At 45.1% G+C, this 19,536-nt stretch carries 16 protein-coding genes; 12 read left to right on the top strand and 4 right to left on the bottom strand.

The genetic code is table 11. The features are described 5' to 3' along the window. Nucleotides 1–56: 56 nt before the first annotated feature. The 6 genes from L2755_RS10650 (at nucleotide 57) to L2755_RS10675 (ending at nucleotide 6,459) form a co-directional block, all read left to right on the top strand. A complete protein-coding gene (locus L2755_RS10650; protein ID WP_248980674.1) occupies nucleotides 57–1,448 on the top strand; it encodes a TolC family protein in 1,392 nt (463 codons plus the stop codon). Beyond that, nucleotides 1,438–2,409 (top strand): HlyD family secretion protein, encoded by a 972-nt coding sequence (locus L2755_RS10655; protein ID WP_248980675.1) that lies wholly within the window; start codon nucleotides 1,438–1,440, stop codon nucleotides 2,407–2,409. The genes L2755_RS10650 and L2755_RS10655 overlap by 11 nt, the downstream gene beginning before the upstream one ends. 34 nt (nucleotides 2,410–2,443) lie before the next feature. Next, nucleotides 2,444–3,598, top strand: coding sequence for an ABC transporter permease (locus L2755_RS10660; protein WP_248980676.1), 1,155 nt, complete (start codon nucleotides 2,444–2,446; stop codon nucleotides 3,596–3,598). Between the two features lies 1 nt (nucleotide 3,599). Beyond that, nucleotides 3,600–4,733 (top strand): ABC transporter permease, encoded by a 1,134-nt coding sequence (locus L2755_RS10665; protein WP_248980677.1) that lies wholly within the window; start codon nucleotides 3,600–3,602, stop codon nucleotides 4,731–4,733. Nucleotides 4,734–4,804: 71 nt separating this feature from the next. Then, nucleotides 4,805–5,392, top strand: a complete 588-nt coding sequence (locus L2755_RS10670; RefSeq protein WP_248980678.1) for a hypothetical protein — start codon at nucleotides 4,805–4,807, stop codon at nucleotides 5,390–5,392. Nucleotides 5,393–5,415: 23 nt separating this feature from the next. Next, nucleotides 5,416–6,459, top strand: a complete 1,044-nt coding sequence (locus L2755_RS10675; RefSeq protein ID WP_248980679.1) for a hypothetical protein — start codon at nucleotides 5,416–5,418, stop codon at nucleotides 6,457–6,459. 156 nt (nucleotides 6,460–6,615) lie between these two features. Here the strand turns inward: L2755_RS10675 and L2755_RS10680 are convergent, their stop codons facing one another. After that, entirely contained in the window at nucleotides 6,616–9,198 is a 2,583-nt protein-coding gene (locus L2755_RS10680) for an Ig-like domain-containing protein (RefSeq protein ID WP_248980680.1), read from the bottom strand. Nucleotides 9,199–9,346: 148 nt separating this feature from the next. After that, nucleotides 9,347–9,889 carry a ribosome biogenesis factor YjgA gene (gene yjgA, locus L2755_RS10685; protein WP_248980681.1) on the bottom strand — a complete coding sequence of 181 codons (543 nt, stop codon included), beginning with the start codon at nucleotides 9,887–9,889 and terminating at the stop codon, nucleotides 9,347–9,349. Nucleotides 9,890–10,335: 446 nt separating this feature from the next. Between yjgA and pmbA the strand changes: the two genes are divergently transcribed. From pmbA to L2755_RS10715, 6 genes are all read left to right on the top strand, one after another. Continuing rightward, a complete protein-coding gene (gene pmbA / locus L2755_RS10690) occupies nucleotides 10,336–11,676 on the top strand; it encodes a metalloprotease PmbA (RefSeq protein ID WP_248980682.1) in 1,341 nt (446 codons plus the stop codon). A gap of 313 nt (nucleotides 11,677–11,989) precedes the next feature. Further along, on the top strand, nucleotides 11,990–12,334 hold the full coding sequence (locus tag L2755_RS10695; protein WP_248980683.1) for a metalloregulator ArsR/SmtB family transcription factor: 345 nt from the start codon (nucleotides 11,990–11,992) through the stop codon (nucleotides 12,332–12,334). 33 nt (nucleotides 12,335–12,367) lie between these two features. Next, entirely contained in the window at nucleotides 12,368–13,405 is a 1,038-nt protein-coding gene (gene arsB / locus L2755_RS10700; RefSeq protein WP_248980684.1) for an ACR3 family arsenite efflux transporter, read from the top strand. A 64-nt stretch (nucleotides 13,406–13,469) separates the two neighbouring features. After that, nucleotides 13,470–14,480: an ArsJ-associated glyceraldehyde-3-phosphate dehydrogenase gene (locus L2755_RS10705; RefSeq protein ID WP_248980685.1), complete on the top strand. Its 1,011-nt coding sequence runs from the start codon at nucleotides 13,470–13,472 to the stop codon at nucleotides 14,478–14,480. Nucleotides 14,481–15,136: 656 nt separating this feature from the next. Then, complete coding sequence (arsJ, locus tag L2755_RS10710) at nucleotides 15,137–16,363, top strand: organoarsenical effux MFS transporter ArsJ (protein WP_248980686.1); 1,227 nt, start codon at nucleotides 15,137–15,139, stop codon at nucleotides 16,361–16,363. Between the two features lie 240 nt (nucleotides 16,364–16,603). Further along, nucleotides 16,604–17,974: an alanine/glycine:cation symporter family protein gene (locus L2755_RS10715; protein ID WP_248980687.1), complete on the top strand. Its 1,371-nt coding sequence runs from the start codon at nucleotides 16,604–16,606 to the stop codon at nucleotides 17,972–17,974. A gap of 84 nt (nucleotides 17,975–18,058) precedes the next feature. Here L2755_RS10715 and L2755_RS10720 read toward each other — a convergent pair whose 3' ends face one another. After that, nucleotides 18,059–18,238, bottom strand: coding sequence for a hypothetical protein (locus L2755_RS10720; RefSeq protein ID WP_248980688.1), 180 nt, complete (start codon nucleotides 18,236–18,238; stop codon nucleotides 18,059–18,061). A gap of 477 nt (nucleotides 18,239–18,715) precedes the next feature. Further along, nucleotides 18,716–19,411, bottom strand: a complete 696-nt coding sequence (locus tag L2755_RS10725; protein ID WP_248980689.1) for a TorF family putative porin — start codon at nucleotides 19,409–19,411, stop codon at nucleotides 18,716–18,718. Nucleotides 19,412–19,536: the final 125 nt, after the last annotated feature.

A 19,536-nucleotide genomic window follows, 5' to 3' on the forward strand; every position in this document is an offset into this window, starting at 1 on the left:
CGGTTAGCAATGCTACCATTCGTGCATTAAATAGAGCAATAACTCTAGAGGTGTAAATGAAACGTTCGCTCTGTGCTCTCTTGTTGGTTCTCCCCCTGTCGATACAAGCCAAACCCATTGCCTTTGATCAAGCCTGGGATCAGTTGCTCAAGGTGAGTGATAAATTGCAAGCGGGCATGCAAGAGGTCAATCGTGCCGAGGCTGAGCGAGTGGCTGGCGAAGACATGAATTTGCCTTCTATTAACCTCACTGGCAGTTATACCCGTTTAGAAAAGCCGCTTGAGATGGATTTGCGTGATCTTAATCCGTTAGCTTCGATGGATCCGGCAACCTTACCTCCTGCTCTAGGTAGTGCATTGGCTGGGATCCCCGCTGCACAGTTTATTACCCCTTTTACCGAACAAGATATCTTCCGCTCTAGCTTACAAGCGATGTGGCCTATCTACACCGGTGGCAAAATCACTGCTGCGCAAAGCATACACGCAGCCGAGGTTGCAGAAAAAGAGGAGCAGCTAGCGCTGACGACTCGAGAGCTCTTTGTCACCCTGGTCGATCGCTACTATGCCGTGGCGGTGACAGAAACCTTAGCGCAAACAAAAAAGCAGTTGGTTGACTCGCTTACGCTACATGCGTCACACGCACAAAAGCTCGAGCAGCAGGGGCAGATTGCCAAAGTAGAGCGCCTCAATGCACAAGTGGCACTCGAAAATGCCAAGGTGAATTACGGCAGTGCCAAACGACAATCAGAGATGGCAATGATTGCCTTGTCGCGCATGTTACATGAGCGCGAGGTTGATGCGACCTCAACACTGTTTATGCTAAACAATGCGCCCTCATTACCGCAGCTTTCACAACTCACCATGAACCAGCATCCGGCACTAAAGCTACTTGAAGCTAAAGAGGCGCAAGCGCAAGGGCTTATCAAGGTTGAAAAGGGCAGTTACTACCCTACCGTTTTTCTTTACGGCAATTACACCTTGTATGAAGACGACAGCCTGTTTGCAAAAATGGAACCCGATTGGATGTTGGGCGTTGGGGTTAATATTCCGCTGCTAAGCCGTGATGGCCGCAGTGGCAAGGTTGAAGCAGCGAAGAGTGCACTGTTGCAGGCTCGATATACCAAAGCGCAAACCCAACAAGATTTGAACCTTCTGCTCGAGCAAAGTTACCGCCAGTTACTGCAGGCGCAAGAGGAGGTGGTATCACTCAATACCTCACTTAGCTTAGCCCAAGAGAATAAGCGCTTACGTGACATCGCTTTCAAGCAGGGTTTATCGACCTCAATTGAAAAAGTCGATGCTGAACTTAAACTCACCGCGGTAGAAACGCAGCAACTGGGCGCCCAATACCGCTACATACAATCATATGCAAGACTGATGGCCATTAGTGGTCAGTTAGATGAATTTATTGGCAGAAGCCTTCAGCAAGGGGAACAAAATGCGCACTAACCGTATCTTGGCCGCAATAACAATTATTGCACTCATCGGGATATTAGCTTACGGACTGGTGCTAGCTTACACCCCTAAACCACAAGTATTACAGGGGCAGATTGAAGCCCGTGAATATAATATCTCCTCAAAAGTCCCTGGTCGTGTTGAACAGGTTTTAGTGCGCCGTGGCGACAGAGTCAATCAGGGCGATCTGCTCTACGCGATTTACAGCCCTGAGTTACAAGCTAAATTGATGCAAGCCGAAGGTGGCCGTGACGCAGCGAAAGCGATGCAGCAAGAGGCTGACAATGGCGCGCGTAAACAGCAAATTTTGGCGTCGAGAGAGCAATGGTTGAAGGCGCAAGCGGCATCTAAACTGGCCAATATCACTTTCGATCGCATAGAAGTATTATTTAACGAAGGTGTACTTGCGCGGCAGAAACGCGATGAAGCCTTTACCCAATGGCAAGCCGCCAAGTACACCGAACAAGCAGCGCTGGCTATGTACCAAATGGCAGATGAAGGTGCTCGTGACGAAACCAAAGCCGCTGCAGCCGGTAATGCGCGTATGGCAGAGGGTGCGGTTAACGAAGTGAATGCCATATTGGCTGATAGCCAAATGCGATCGCCAAAAACAGCCGAAGTCAGCGAAGTATTGTTGCAAGCGGGTGAGCTAGCGCCAAGCGGTTTCCCGGTGGTGAGCTTAATCGATATGAGCGATGCGTGGGCGGTGTTTCAGTTGCGTGAAGATCAGCTTAAGCATGTCAAAAAAGGGCAAACATTGTTATTAACTATCCCCGCGCTCGAACGCGATGTCGAGTTTACCGTTAGCCATATTGCGGTCATGGGTGACTTTGCCACTTGGCGTGCAACTGAAAGCGGCCATGATTTTGATATGCGTACTTTCCAAGTTGAGCTGCGCCCTAATGAAGAGATTGCGGACTTGAGAGTCGGTATGTCTATCTTGTTTGCTTTATAACACTCTGTAGCCCGGGGCAGATGCTTTGATTAACATGCTAAAAAGAGAAACCGCTGCCCTGTTGGATGATCCTTGGCAGCTGGCGCTTATCAGCTATATTCCGCTATTGGGTATTATTGGCTTATGGTTGTTATTTAGTGCGGGCCTACCAAGGCAGCTGCCAGTGGCTGTGGTTGATTTAGACCAAAGTCAAATCAGTCGTGCTCTTGCTCGGCAGTTACAAGCAAATCCGGTGACAAAGCCCATTAGCTATACCGATCTCTCTAGTGCTGTCGACGCCATGCAACAAGCAGAGGTCTATGCATTGCTTGTTTTCCCCCACGGCTTTAAACGTGACCTGCTTACCGGTAAAAGTCCGACGATAGACATTCGATATAACAGCCAGTTTCTGCTGGTGGGTAAGTTACTATCGAGTCAGCTACAAGCGAGCATGGCAGATGGCTTAAAGCCCTTAGCGGCATTGAAACAACTTGCTGCCGGAGTGCCTAAAGCCAAAGTGGCGGTAAATCTAAGCCCTGTTAGTAGTCAAACCACCGCGCTATTTAACCGCAATAACAACTATGTGGGTTTTCTGGTGCCACCAGTATTGATCGCCTTATTGCAGCTGGTTGCCATGATGGTGTTTGCTAATAGCCTTAATCGAGAACTACGTTGGAATACCACCGCTGAATGGATGTCCCTTGGTATGTGGAAGGGTATCGCGGCGAAAGTATTGTTTTATACGCCCATAGTAATGCTCCATGGTGGCTTTATTCTAGCCCTTATCTATCTGTATTTAGATGTGCCGATTGCAGGAAGCCTCACGCTACTGTTAGTCGCACAACTGTTGATGTTATTGGCGGTGTGGTTGGTGGTACTGCTGATTTTCTTTGCGCTTAAAGACAGTGCGAGAGTGATTAGTTTCTGTACCGCTATGTTCGCGCCGGCATTTGCCTTTATGGGGGTGACTTTTCCCACTCATGAGATGCCAGCGCTGGCCCAGTGGTGGCGCGAGATCATGCCGTCGAGCCATTATATTGAAACCCATATTGCAGTCGTCAGTTATGGCCAAGGTTGGTTAGCGACTTTGCCGCAGTTTGCGAGTTATTGGGGTTTCCTGTTACTGCTTATTCCTATTAGCGTATTGACGAAAAAAGGTTTCAATGCAGTCGACAAATGCAACATCCCACTTGCACCGAAGGAGCACTAGCATGAGCTTCTTACAGCTTATTATCAGCGAATTAAAAGCTATTTTGGCTGATAAAACCATAGTGCTAACGGTATTCGGCGGGGTACTTTTTTACGCTATTCTTTATCCGCTACCCTACCTTAATCAAGTGCCGACCGAGCAGCAGCTGGTGGTGGTTGATCACGACCATTCGTCATTAAGCCGCCAGCTTATTCGCCACGCCGATGCCAGTGCCAAAATTGCAGTGATTGCCAAGGTAGGCTCAATCGATGAGGCCAAAAGCTGGATAGAATCTGGCCGCGCCCATGGGCTGTTGGTTATTCCTGCAGATTTTAGGCGCGATCTATTACTGGGCCGCGGCGTGACATTGAGTTACGGCGGCGATGCGAGTTATTTTTTAATTTACTCTGCCGTGGCTGAAGGGCTTATTTCAGTAGGTCTTGATGCTGGCAAGAGTGTGCAGCGTTTGGGGCTACTCGCTCAAGGACACGGCGCTCAAGCGGCAGAGCTGAGCCTGAATGTGGTTAAGCTCAATAGTATTCCCGCTTTTAATCCGAGTTTAGGTTACACCCCTTATGTTGTGCCGGGCTTGTTTCTATTGATATTGCATCAAACCTTGTTGATTGGGACCAGTATTCTTGGCGCGAGCCAGTGGAAAGAGACTGGCTATTGGCAGCAAGTGAGTCCGCTCAAATTAGTCTGTGGTCGCATGGCGGCCTTTATGTGTATCTATACACTGTTAACCAGCTTCTATGTCGGCTATTGCTACTATTGGTATGAGGTGAGTTTACAGGCGAGCTTCAGCACGGTGGCATTATTGCTACTGCCTTTTCTACTGTCTACGACTGCTGCAGGGATTGCATTTAGTTGTCTATTCAGCCGACGCGACTTGCCTACTCAAGTATTACTGCTGGTCTCGATGCCAATTTTGTTTGTGTCAGGCTTTGTGTGGCCAACGGCCTTGATCCCAGACTCTGTGGTGGCGATATCACAAATATTCCCGGCGGTACCTGGAATTATGGCAATGTTAGAGCTTAATCAAATGGGCGCATCATGGCAGAGCATCATGCCGCAGTGGTTGCAGTTATGGGCGATGACAGCAGTTTACTTTGTATTGGCGTATTGGGGGGTTAAAACCCGCTTAGCTTCTGATTGACATGCTAACCCGACTCTAATAGCATAACTGACGCTCAGGAAGAGCATTAGTCTTTTAAATAAGGAATTTAAGTGAATAAAGCTATTAAAATATCTAACTTTCTAGTTATGGTATTAATTCTAAGTAATATTTCTTTAAACCTCAAACCTCAAACCTCAAACCTCAAACCTTATAACTTTAACAGTCTAACTATTTTAAATTTGGCGGTGGCTGACGAAGGTTGTTTCGGCGGTGATTTGTGTGTTGAACGCCCAAAACCTATGCCCGAACATAGACCTTGCACTGATTGTGGGGGGAGTGGAGATCAAGGTAGTGGTTCAGGCGATCTGGGAGGAGGATCTGGGAGTCAGGGAAGTAATAATGGCAGCGATAGTTCCTCTACTGCCACCGCTAAAACTCAACGGCAGATTTGTTTAGAGAAAAGCGCTGTCCAATATGCGATTTGTAGAGCGACGAAGACGGCCAATTACGCAACCACTCTTCAAATGGACTGCCTTGGCCAAGCAACTATTTCAACAGGTGGTAATGCTGTATTTGTTGATGCAGGTATATCCATTGATGAGTATAACCAGTGTAAAGATTTAGCTGCATCGAAAAGGGATAACGGTATTGATGTATGTAATGTTTTTCAAGCAAGCCGTGCTGTGAATTGCCCCTAAATTCAGTGAAGGAATCAAGTCAAATGAAAAACAAATTACTATTCAGGGTTATAGTGTGTAGCGGGTTATGCCTAATCGGTTGGCTGATTTTTATGAACTCCAATCAAACTGATATATCAGAGCACTTAAGCTTGGCAGCTTCAAGTTCACAGCATGATGAAGTTTTTATTGCAGAAAAAGCGACTGTTGCAAAAATTAATACGTCCGCTTTAAAAGGACAAACTCCACAGCTGATTAAACCGCCGGCTGCTGAGCCAAGTAAAAAGAGTTTTGATGAAGAGTGGTGTCTCGCTAATATTGAGCTTGATCCTAATGACATTCTTCTTGCTGAATCCCAAGTTGAAGACTGGAATGAGTACCAAGGCAGAGCGAGCGCAAAGAGTTATAACGCTATGGATTTTGATGACGAGAGTTATCCGAATAACAGTTTTGTCGCTTCGTATCAAGAACTCCCCATTGAACAGTTAGAATTGTTAGCATCTGGTGGTGATAAGTGGGCAATGGTGACATTGCTTCAGTCATCCTATGGCAATACTAAACTTATAGATGAAATCGCTAATAAATTATTGGTTCAAGGTGCATCTTATTATGCACTTGAGTACTTAGTAATAAGAACATTGTCCACCGCCAAAACGAACTTTCGCCGTACTGGTGATGTTCAAGAGGCTACAGAACATCTCGTTAATGCACTGGTTTACGCCCAATGGGGTGTAGATCATTATAACGTGGGCGGCCTTACCCCTTATCTAGCTATAACCTCAAGGGATCCTTTTGAAGGACATATAGAAGCTAATATGCTTTTGGTTAACTCAAATGAGAAAGTTAAACAGCGTTACCAAGCGTTATCGAAATGGATAGAGGGCGAGCAAGAGAAACTAGGCATCATAGTACAAGTCCCACCAAAAGCAGCCATCAATGACTTTGCTGGCACTATTGCTATCTTACGAAGTATGCATCCAAATAGAATGACTTTTATAAGTGAACTGGGCATAACGGATAGTGACCGTTTTAATACTACACCGTGCGTTGATATCAACGAAGCTCGTTTGGCTGAAAGGCTACGATAGTATTCTTTGGCAGAGCGCTAAGGTTATTGAGTGTTTTCCTGACGATTTTATCAATATATTTAAGTACGGTTATAACTTTGATTTAGATTGGCGAAAGCCCGCTGCAATAATATTGCAGCGGGCTTTTTTGATGCTTTACTCAAAACAGTTTAAAGCTTAAGTTCCTGTCAGTTCAACACCAAAGCCTATTGTCGACTTAACGGCTTTAGGAGTAACGACTTCAATCGATACGCTACTTGTTTTATCTGCTTCACCGCTCGCGGGGTCGATGTCGTTGCTGAGCATAAAGCTGGTGCTGTTGCCGCCAATGCCATTACGATTTGGCACCTCGAACAGATCTGAATCTAATTCACCTTGAGAGGCGGTCGTTGTCAGAGTGGTCTTCGCAGGCATTATCTGATTTGCACTGTCGAAGAAGCGCACGCTGAATATAGATGAAGCTCCAGCAGCAATGGCGTTGGTGGTAATGGTTGATGCATCATCACCGTCGCTATAGATGGTGACCCCATCTTGCAGTATCTCAAAATGCGCTTGCGAGCCAGACATTGTCAAAATAAGCGCTTTACGGATATAGGTTTTATTAGCTTGCCCTTGGCCGCAAAGCCCGTTTTCAATATCTGACGTTTGGCACTGAGGACCATTGAACTTGTTATCCCCACATGTTCCATCGGTATCTACATCTAAGCAAACATATTCACTATTAGAACTTGTATTAAAGTAGGGTTCACCTAAATCATACTTTTTGTTTTCATTATCATCACGAAATGCATCACCCAAATCGACGAAGCCCTCTGAATGGTAAGTTTCAATATCCATACCATTACCTGAGCATACGGTTGTATCACCGTTAGACTTTAAACAAGCTTCGATGATTTTGCTGCCATCATCTAGTTCTATTGGATCGGTAACTTTATTATCAAAAACGTTATTACCATTGGTATCGAAAAAGGTCTCATGACCCAAGGCGTAGGCAAGCACGGTAATGCGGTGCTCAGGCACTCGGGCGTTGGCCGATGTCCACTCGACGCTACAGGTGCCATTAACGGTTAAGCAGTTTGATACGATCTGACCACCTTCAGCGGTAAAGTTGATAGTGGTATCATCCGGTGCGGGGTTACCAAAACTGTCTGATGCGTAAGCAGTAATCGATACCTTTTCACCATTGAAGTCACCCGCTTCAGGGTTAAATAAGTCTGCTGACACACTAAAGCCCAGTTGCTGTGGTAAACCAGTATTAATGGTTAACTGTTCAGACTGACTGGTGACTGACTCGCTATTGTTTGTTGCTGTTGCGACAACACGCACTGGTGTTGGCACCGTGCCTGATAATACCGTTGCACTGACGAGCCCGGCAGAGTTGCTGGTGCTGGTGGTGGTCGCTGCACTATTGGCAAAGCTAATGCCACCTACTGTGGTATCAAGCGAGAAATCAACTTGTTGCTGGGCGATAACCTGGCCATTAGCATCAGATACTTTAAAGGTGATAAGTGATGACTCACTTGAACCTGTGCCGCCTGCGCCTTTAATGCGTAATGATGCCGGTTCTGCAGAGACAAAACTTAAGTTAGCGAGTGTCTGGCTTGCAAGGGTAAAGTCGAGTGTTGCAGTGAGTATTCGGTTGCCCGCTGTAACCGTTGCGATGATTTGGTCATCACGTTCGCTATTTCCGCTGCAGCTGGTGTTTTGGTATGTGGTGCTTGCTGTACCAGATAGTGTGGTGACGGGTGAGTCAATACTGGCATTGTTACTCTGAACACAGCTCGAGCTGAAGTTAACACTGGTTGGTGTTTGCAGACGAGTATAACTACCGTCATCATTTTTGCTCGCTAAATCAGCAGTGATCCCAAATGTGCCACCGGCGCTAACGGTATAGCTGCCATTATCGAGTGGAAGAGTGGTAGCAAGTGAGTTTTCGTTAAAGGTATCACCTTCAAAATAGCCAATGACAATAATTCCATCATCACTGACAGCATCCTTAGCTAACACTTCGTATAGCCCAGAGCTTTGGTATGTCTTGTCATTATCTTCAAGTGTGACTGACATATTGGCGGCGCCAAGCTCGCTGTCAGTCGGGGTATAACTTACTTGGGCTATGCCATTTTCTTTTGTCAGCGCTGAGCTTGGGTTTAAGTTAGCGCTGCCCGCAGTAAAGGTTGCCTTCTTTCCCGCAACACCTTGTCCTTGTTCATCCAAAAACTGAGCTTGCAACTGTACCGTTTCATCAGCCTTAAACTGAGTGACTACATTGGTGCCATTAAGTATCGCGCTGTTAAGAGTAAATGTCGGCTCTGATGGTGCAGTGGATTGAGTGAATTCATAGTTACGACTAGCATCGGCTGTAGCTTCACCTTCAGCAAAGTTAGCTGCTAATGTGCCAGCATTTTCAGTACCGGCAGCATTACTAATGATTACTTCGGCTAAGCCGTTGGAATCGGTTAGCTTATTGGGTGCAGATAACTCGCCAAAAGAAGCTGCAAATGAGATGAGTTTTCCACTTCTGTTACTGCTGTCTTGTGTTAACTGGGCTACTGCACAAAAAGAGTCGGTAGTATCAAAACTTTGGGTATCGGTCGCTGCGGCGCAAACACCATTCTCAACGGTTTTAAAGCTTAATGCGAGGCTGTAATTGCCTCCGGTGTCCGGATCTTCGTTATCACCTGAAGCGCCATTACAGCCGCTTAATACGGATAAACATAAAAGAGTGAAGGGGATGGCGGCCAGCTTTTTGGTGAGGCGCATTCGCAAATTCCTTGTGCAACTATGATAGTACTGTTTGAAGGGGTAACTAATTTGGTCAAAACGATACTGTTAGCATTTACCGTTGAGCAAAAAAATAGCTCGCTGAATAATCTACTTATTCAGCGAGCTAATGTCTAGATTGTAACGATTATTCTGTGATTTCGTTACGGATATATTTACTAAACTCTTTTGCTGTTTTTGATAAAGCAATATCAGCATTTTTAGTGAGCTCTTTTTTTGTCTGACGGACAAATTGACGTAACTTTTGTCTTTCAAGCGCTGGATGCTTCTCAAGCAATGCCTGAATTGCAGTGTCACCTTCGCTGATCAGTAGATCTCGGGCTTTATCTGCAACGTTAGTCTTAGCACTTTCATTACTATTTTGATTAAGCACGTTTTTCATATTGACCTGTAGCTCTTCAATATCGACGTAGCGCATCAATTTACCAATATATTGCAGGTGGCGACGATAAGCTTCAGTATTGATCTTAATCGTCTTAGCCTTTAACACATTGTCATAGACTATTTCATCAAGATTAAGTCTTTCAATCTGTGTTTTACTAAGTAAAATCAGTTTGTTACCTAACTCTTGGTAGATGGCGATTTCACGTTTAGCATCGGCTCTGCTTTCGTAGTCATCATCTTTGTCATAGGGCTGGTGGAAATGTTCTGAGTCACCGACAATCTTCATATCTAAAATCTCTTACAAATACTAAGTTAATAATAACATTTATAAAGCCAGTTGACCTGCCATATTTTATCTAGGTGAGTTGAGAGTATGCTAAAAAGTAAACTGAGGCAGTTATACCAATTTAACTAAATACGTGATCATTCAGCGGGAATTCAAAGCCCTGTAGGCAAGGCAGATGATTGAAGCTAATAGTTATTCTATATCGAAAGTATCTAACATAGCATACAGGGCTTTGAAGCCCGCACTACGTGAGCCACTCAGGCGTTCCACTTCTGCGTTGCATTGACTTAAAAGGAAATAACCATTTCTTCACCAATGCGCCTTGAATTGAAAAGCCTGAGCGGCTCTGAACTGACCAGATATTTAATGAGATTGGTATTATTTAATGTGATTGGTTTTTGGGTTTGTTATGCTTATGTCATTACCGATTATTGAAGAGTAGATTTGTGTCCTCACCTAGCATTGATATCGAATTAGATTCCCTCCAAGACGCCGTTTCAATGGCACTGGAATATGCAAAAACCTTAGGCACCTCAGGTGCTGAAGTTGCTATTAGTAAGCAGCAAGGTCTATCTGTTTCAACTCGTATGAAAGAGGTTGAGACAGTTGAGTTTAATAAAGATGGTGCACTGGGGATCACACTCTTTAGAGAGGGGTGTAAGGGGAGCTCTTCGACTTCAGATCTCAGTCCTGCAGCCATTAAACAAGCGGTAAAAGCGGCCGACGATATTGCCCGTTTTACTTCAGCCGATCCCTATAATGGTCTAGCGGATAAATCACTGATGGCAACCGAGTTTACAGAACTCGATCTTTACCATCCGCAAGACATTTCACCGGAAGAGTTAACCCGCATTTCGGTATTGGCCGAAGAGGCTGCACTCGACACTGATAAACGGGTGCAAACCTCTGATGGTGCCAGCGCCAGTGCCCATTCAAGTGTAAAAGTATATGGCAACAGTCATGGTTTTCTGCATGGATATTGCAGTTCTCGATATAGCTTAAGTTGTGTTGCTATTGGTGAGATTGATGGCGCCATGCAGCGTGACTATGACTATACGATAGCGAGAAAATACAGTGAGCTGTTAGCACCTGAGTGGGTTGGAGCTTCAGCAGCCAAAAAAACGGCAGAGCGTTTAGGCGGCCGAAAAATTGCGACCACTCAATTACCGATTTTATTCTCTCCTGAGATTGCGAGCGGATTGATGGGGCACCTAGTGGGCGCGATTAGTGGCGGTAGCATCTACCGTAAGTCTAGCTTCTTGTTAGATGCTATCGATACTCAGGTTTTTCCGGATTGGTTTAGTATTGATGAGCAACCGCAATTGGTCGGTGCATTAGCCAGTTCCGCTTATGACAGCGAAGGCGTCGCGACTCAAGATCGTAAGATTATTGATAATGGTCGATTGGCCACTTATCTACTGACCAGTTACTCAGCGAGAAAGTTAGGCCTGAAAAATACCGGCCATGCGGGTGGGATCTATAACTGGACGTTGTCATCAACTGGGCAAACGTTTGATGAGCTCGTCAAAGAGATGGGTACTGGACTCATTGTTACCGAGGTGATGGGGCAAGGGGTTAATAGTGTCACGGGCGACTATTCACGTGGCGCTGCTGGTTTCTATGTTGAAAATGGCGTTATCTTATATCCCGTTGAAGAGATCACCATTGCTGGCAACCTAAAAGATATGTACAGCAATATTGTAGCCGTCGCCAAAGACAGAGATTTACGCTCGTCGATCCGTACTGGCGGGATCTTGATGGACAAAATGAAAATCGCAGGTAGTTAAATTTTCTATGTCAATTTAGTCCGTTAAGTTAATCATTATCGGCTGCTAAATAGCTGTGATTGATTGTAATAAGGGCTTCCATTGGAAGCCCTTTTTTATTTATCTGCATGTCACTGTTCTGTGTTGCCTTCTCTGTTAACTGGCTTGCTAAGCTTATTACGCGATCTATGTTCAAACTTCCCCTTGTTTTATAAAATAAGTCATTGCCACTTGAATATATGAAAAAACATATATACTATTTGCCGTATATTCTTTAAGTGAAGAAAACACTGCTTAAATTAGTTTTCGAAACACTGTTTGCAAAGAGCACACTATGACACCACTAGCCTTTTTTAAAGCACTCGCCGACGACACTCGACTACGCAGTTTATTGCTGATCCAGTCGGAATCAGAGCTGTGCGTTTGTGAGTTGATGACGGCACTCGATGAGATCCAGCCCAAAATTTCGCGCCATTTAGCGCAGTTGCGAAAACTGGGCTTGTTAGTTGATCGACGTCAGGGGCAATGGGTTTTTTATCGTATCAATCCAGAACTACCACTATGGGCAAATGACATTTTGCAAACGCTAGCCCAGCAACAACCTGAGTTAATAGAGACTAACTTAGCCATGCTGTTACAGATGGGCGATCGCCCAGAAAGAGCATTACGTTGCTGTTAATTCGATAATGACTATTGCGATAAGGTATAGATTATGGGTATTTTTGAGCGCTATTTAAGTGTGTGGGTCGGTCTTGCTATAGTTATCGGAGTGCTACTGGGCAATGTAATGCCTGCTGGATTTGCACTGATTGCAGGGCTCGAGTACGCCCATGTTAATTTGGTCATTGCCATTTTAATCTGGGTAATGATCTACCCTATGATGGTACAAATTGATTTTTCAGCAGTAAAGGATGTAGGTAAAAGTCCAAAGGGACTCGTGCTAACGTTAGTGATTAATTGGCTGATTAAACCTTTTACGATGGCAGCGTTGGCTTGGCTGTTCTTTAAGGTTTTCTTTGTCAATTTAGTGGACCCACAAACGGCCACTGAATATATCGCCGGAATGATTTTACTCGGTGTAGCGCCTTGTACTGCAATGGTATTTGTCTGGAGCCAGTTAACTAAAGGTGACCCCAATTACACGCTAGTACAGGTGTCAGTGAACGACCTGATCATGGTGGTCGCTTTTGCGCCTATTACCGCACTGCTGTTAGGCGTGAGTGATATACAAGTCCCCTGGGCGACATTGCTGTCATCAGTTGGTCTTTATGTGGTACTACCGTTAGTTGCGGGAGTGGTTACACGTCATTTTTTACAGAAGAGGGGCAGTGATAACCAACTAAGTGCATTTGTAGGCAAACTAAAGCCTTGGTCTATGGTTGGATTGCTAGCTACCGTGGTATTGCTGTTTGGCTTCCAAGCCGAAACCATTATGAGTCAACCGCAAGATATTTTTCTAATTGCTATCCCGTTACTGATCCAAACTTATGGGATCTTTTTTATCGCTTTCTACGCGGCGAAGAAAATGAAGCTAAGCCATAAAATCGCCGCTCCGGCCTGCATGATTGCCACCTCTAACTTTTTCGAGTTGGCCGTTGCGGTGGCGATATCATTGTTTGGCCTGCATTCGGGAGCAGCTCTTGCCACGGTGGTGGGGGTGCTGGTTGAGGTGCCGGTGATGTTATCGCTAGTGGCAATATTCAATCGCAGTCGACATCTGTTTGTTGCAGATGAAGCATCCACAGCTTAGTAGGACTTATTTGAGTTAAAAAAGTCTATTTGGGTTTAATCATATTTAAGGTTGAGAAACGACAATGACAATCAAAATTGGAATAAATGGCTTCGGCAGAATGGGGCGTTTGGCATTAAGAGCGGCTTGGCACAATCAGGATGTCGAGTTTGTACAGATTAATGACCACGCGGGTGATGCCGCTACATTGGCGCACTTGCTGACATTTGATTCGGTACATGGTCGTTGGAGCGAGGAGGCTGTAGCCGAAGGTGATGACATTGTTGTTGGTCAGCGTCGTATCACTACCAGCCGCAATAAAACCATTGCCGCGACTGACTGGTCAAATTGCGATGTGGTGATTGAAGCGTCTGGGGTGATGAAAACCAAAGCCTTGCTGCAAGCCTATCTTGATCAAGGCGTTAAAAGAGTGGTTGTTACCGCGCCAGTAAAAGAAGATGGCGTGCTTAACGTGGTCATGGGCGTCAATCAAGACCTCTACAATAAAGATATTCACCCTATTGTAACTGCGGCGTCATGCACCACTAACTGTTTAGCGCCAGTGGTAAAAGTCATTCATGAAAAAATTGGTATTAAACATGGTTCGATGACCACCATACATGACATTACCAACACCCAAACGATTCTCGATGCCCCTCACAAAGATTTACGACGTGCCCGCGCTTGTGGCTTAAGTCTGATACCAACCACCACCGGCAGCGCTACTGCTATTACTCATATTTTCCCTGAGCTTAAAGGTAAGCTCAATGGCCACGCTGTGCGTATCCCACTTGCCAACGCCTCGCTAACAGATTGTGTTTTTGAGCTGGTGCGTGAGACAACTGAAATAGAAGTTAATGCCTTACTAAAAGAAGCCGCAGCAGGAGAGCTGAAAGATATTCTTGGTTTTGAGGAGCGTCCATTAGTATCGGTTGATTACAAAACCGATCCGCGCTCGAGCATCATAGATGCGCTATCGACGATGGTGGTGAATGGCACGCAAGTGAAGTTGTATGTGTGGTATGACAATGAGTGGGGATATGCCAACCGCACTGCTGAACTAGCGATTATGGTGGGGAAGTTGGATCAATCATAGGAGAAACAGGGGAAAGCAGGGAGAGCTGGGTAAAGCCGGAAGAGCAGAGGAAAGCCGAGAAGGCAAAGACGGTAAAAGAATAATCGGCCTGCGGCCTGAGAGTATTCGTCAATATCTGTTGGTGACGGGGAAGTTGGATCAGTGATAGGTGAAGCAGGATAGAGCCGGATAAAGCAGGATTAAAGCCGGAAGAGCAGGGTAAGGCCGAGAAGGCAAAGACGGTAAAAGAATAATCGGCCTGCGGCCTGAGAGTATTCGTCAATATCTGTTGGTGACGGGGAAGTTGGATTCAGTGATAGGTGAAGCAGGATAGAGCCGGATAAAGCAGGATTAAAGCCGGAAGAGCAGAGGAAAGCCGAGAAGGCAAAGACGGTAAAAGAATAATCGGTCTGCGGCCTGAGAGTATTCGTCAGTATCTGCTGGTGACGGGGGCAGTTATTTGAGGGGGCTTTACCTTGGTTCCTTGTGACCAAGTTGCTCATAATCGTTTTTGATAGGTATAAGTAGGTAAATCTGTGTTAGCAAAATATCATTTGTTGCCTGAGAGTATTCGTCAATATCTGCTGCTGGTGACGGGGCAAGTTATTTGAGGGGGCTTTACCTTGGTTCCTTGTGACCAAGTTGCTCATAATCGTTTTTGATAGGTAGGTAAATCTGTGTTAGCAAAATATCATTTGTTGCCTGAGAGTATTCGTCAGTACTTGCTGGTGACGGGAAACTACTGGGCATTTACCTTAACCGATGGCGCGCTGCGTATGTTGGTGGTGCTGCATTTTTATGATTTAGGCTATACCCCGTTAGCGATTGCCATGTTGTTTCTGTTCTATGAGATCTTCGGCGTTATTACTAATCTTGTTGGCGGCTGGTTAGGGGCTAGGTTGGGTCTTAATCGCACCATGAACATCGGCTTAGGCTTGCAGATCGTCGCGCTGTCGATGTTATTGCTGCCGAGCGCTATGCTAACAGTAGCTTGGGTTATGGCCGCGCAGGCGCTTTCTGGGATAGCAAAAGATCTCAATAAAATGAGCGCTAAAAGTGCGATTAAAACCTTAGTCCCCAAAGATGCTGAAGCTAAGCTTTATCGCTGGGTTGCGATGCTTACCGGTTCGAAAAATGCACTTAAAGGTGCAGGGTTCTTTTTAGGCGGCCTGTTATTAACGCTAGTAGGTTTTACAGGTGCTGTAGCCATCATGGCAGCACTGCTGTTTATTGTTTGGTTATACAGTGTATTGAACTTGAAAGCGGACTTAGGTAGGGCAAAATCTAAGCCTAAGTTTACCGAGATATTTTCTAAAAGCCGTCGGGTTAATATTCTATCGGCAGCACGTTTATTTTTATTCGCCGCAAGAGATGTGTGGTTTGTGATCGCTCTGCCGGTGTTTTTGGCCAGTCAGCTAGGCTGGGAACACAGTAGTGTTGGTTCCTTTTTAGCACTATGGGTTATCGGTTATGGTGTGGTGCAGTCTGCTGCGCCGCTATTGACTCGAGGTCGTGGTGCAAAGACGCCTGATGGTGCTACCGCTACGCGATGGGCCGGATTGTTAACACTGGTCACTGCAATATTAGCTGCGGTAATGTTTACTGGTTGGCTGCAGCCGCAGTTTGCATTAATCACAGGGTTGATGCTGTTTGGCGCTGTGTTTGCTATCAACTCATCGTTGCATAGCTATCTTATCGTGAGTTACGCCGGTGATGATGGTGTATCGCTCGATATTGGTTTTTACTATATGGCGAATGCTATGGGTAGGCTGGTCGGGACGCTACTGTCTGGCTGGGTTTATCAAGTTGCCGGACTTGGGACTTGTTTAGCCGTCTCAACGTTTTTTTTGCTGTTGACCTATTTAATCTCTTTTAAGTTGCCTAGAACAAACTCTGCTTTATAAATTACTTTGTCTCGTTTAATAGCGCCATTATCATTTTGCTCAACTGCCTTTCTTGGTTGCAGTCTTTTCAAAGGTTAACATTTCGTTGTACTCTGTTTGCGCAGATGTGTATTGTTTGAACTGGCGCAACTGGTTAGGACCTTTTGACCTTGCTCTGGTTGGGGAAGATCAAAAAGCCCTAAATCCTAAAAATAAAACGATAAAAAATAACTATAAATAATCTGTATCGACGAGGTTTGAATGGAAGCTATTACTGAATTTATTGGCATGATCAACGATGTAGTGTGGGGGACTCCTATGCTGGTCTTGATCTTAGGGGTAGGGTTATTCCTCACTATTGGTCTGCGTTTTATGCCAATTTTAAAACTAGGCACTGGCTTTAAATTGTTATGGTCTGGTCGTATTCCTGACAAAGATAAGAACATGAAGGGTGAGATTAGCCCGTTTAACGCGCTAATGACGTCACTCTCGGCAACGATAGGTACCGGTAACATTGCTGGTGTTGCTACCGCTATTTTTATTGGTGGCCCTGGTGCACTTTTTTGGATGTGGTGTACGGCATTAGTCGGCATGGCAACCAAATTTGCAGAAGCAGTGCTCGCGGTTAAATATCGTGAAGTTGATGACAATGGTAACCACGTCGGTGGCCCAATGTATTACATCAAAAATGGTCTTAGCGCTAAGTGGGCTTGGTTAGGCACTGCATTTGCGTTGTTTGGTGCTCTGGCAGGATTTGGTATTGGTAACACCGTACAGGCTAACTCTGTCGCTGATGCGTTAAGCAGTAACTTTGGCGTACCGACCTGGGTTACCGGTGTGGTACTGATGGTGCTAGTTGGTGCAGTATTGATGGGCGGCATTAAACGTATTGCTGATGTTGCCGGTAAACTTGTACCGATTATGACGATATTCTATATCGGCGCTGGTATCGCAGTGTTGGTGGTTTATGCTGCTGAAATTCCAGCCGCTTTTCAACTGATTATCCACAGTGCCTTTAACCCTGTCGCGGCTCAGGGTGGTTTTGCCGGCGCAGCAGTTTGGGCAGCGATTCGCTTTGGTGTGGCACGTGGTGTGTTTTCTAACGAAGCCGGTCTTGGTAGTGCGCCAATTGCTCACGCTGCAGCGCAAACCAATAACCCAGTAGCTCAAGGGTTAGTGGCGATGTTAGGGACGTTCATTGATACTTTAATCGTTTGTACGATTACCGGTTTAGCGATTATTGTCTCCGGCGCTTGGACCTCTGGTGAAAATGGCGCCGCATTGACCTCTTTTGCCTTCTCTCAAGCGTTTCCATTAGGTAATTATGTGGTGGCCATCGCCTTGAGTGTGTTTGCATTCACAACCATATTAGGTTGGAGCTTTTACTGCGAGAAATGTGTGCAGTTCTTGTTTGGTGTGAAGGCCATTAAGCCCTTTAGAGTTCTTTGGACAATCGTAGTGCCATTAGGCGCGGTAAGTTCGTTAGAGTTTATTTGGCTGCTCGCAGATACATTGAATGCGATGATGGCAATACCTAACTTAATCGCCTTGGCATTACTCAGTCCTGTGGTATTTGCGTTGACGAAAGAGTACTTCCTTAAGAAGCGTGAAGCAGAAGCTGCTGAGCAGTAAGCTTTTTATGTGATTTTTGCTGATGTGATATGACTAAGCTCCTGGATTTGATTCAGGAGCTTTTTTACGCTTATACCAGGGGTATTAAGCCCAAAATTCATCTTCGCCTATCGCTCTGTTGAGCTGGGTTCTTTCTAAATAAGCCTCTAAGCGTTTCTTTACATCTTTCTGATGCGCTAAATCATCAGCAGCCTTTTTGTTTTTGGGCGCTGTAAATGATTCCACTTCTACATCGTTGGGCACAAAATCTAATATCTGAGCCATCACGAATTCCTCTTATTTGAGTACCTATTTTCCTGACATTTTATGGTTGTCGAATAAAGAAAATATTATTGATACCGCTAGGTTAATAACAGATTTTATCGTGCTCACATTGGCCATTATTACAAGCCACATTAGTGAGCGCTTAAGAAGGAATTTAGCAGGAGGTCAGGCAAAAATATGCGATCTATGTAACAAAATTACAGTTTGTTCAATAAAAAGCGATAAAAAGGTGTGATAGGTGATTTTTGTGGAATTTAATAACTTAAAACTGAAAATATATGCTTAGATTATCGGAAGTGCTAATGAGCAATATTTTAGACTGATGGTGTTTTCTGCGGTTGAGAAAGAACTGCGACAACCGTTAATAAAAAGGAGTTCTAGTCCCGTGCTAGCTCAATATGCGTGATTTTAGTGAAATTCGAAGTAGTTTAGACCAGCGGTGCAACCGCTGGTCTATTATCTAAAGTTTGATAGATATTACAAGTCGAAACTATAGCTATAACCGACAAGTACTTTGGCGTCATCATCCTCTAAGTCGGTATCGCTTACCCTGAAAGAGACGCTACCAAAATCTGTATCTTTACTCAGTACAATCGAATAGTCAGCGTAATCCTCGCTACTGTACCAAGCCGTTACCACATCACCGGTTGAGTAACCGTAGTGCGCAGCAATAGAGAGGGTGTCTGAGATAGGGTAGCTCAATGTTGTTTGCACATAGCCCATCTCTTTTTCATCTAGTGTGGGATCACCTGTGACGTCTCCGCCTGCGTTGACCACATGGCTGTAGCTAACTTCGATCCATTTCCAACTCACCGCCGCTGTGACTTCGCCAAAATCAACGCTATCATCCGCATCTGGGTAAGCATAATAAAGATAGTTTATGTCATAACCAAATTCCTCACCTATGCTGCCAGCAAAGCCAGCATAAAAGTCAATCTCGTAGCTGGTCTCGTTACCAAAATCGACATTAGATGCCCATGTTCCAGCGTAGAAGCCTGAATCGTGGCTGTAATCAATGCCACCTTGAACGGCAGCGGCATCATTGGTTTGAGTAATACCGCGCCATAAGTAGTTAGATGTGGCACCTATATTGGCCTCTACTGCGGCATGCGCCGCTAAACTCATTAGCGCAGTAGCTGCAAGCGTAGCGGTATTGATAAATAGCTTGTTCATTCTCTTCCCCTATGAAAATTATTATTTTTAAACGCATAGAGGGTGTAGCAAGGAGTAAGCCAAAAAAATTAGCCTTATGAAACAGGTCTTTAATTGTTATGTAGGCTGTCTTGTTATCGGAATTG

The sequence above is a fragment of the Shewanella abyssi genome (genome assembly GCF_023284025.1).
Classification (GTDB): Bacteria; Pseudomonadota; Gammaproteobacteria; order Enterobacterales; family Shewanellaceae; genus Shewanella; species Shewanella abyssi.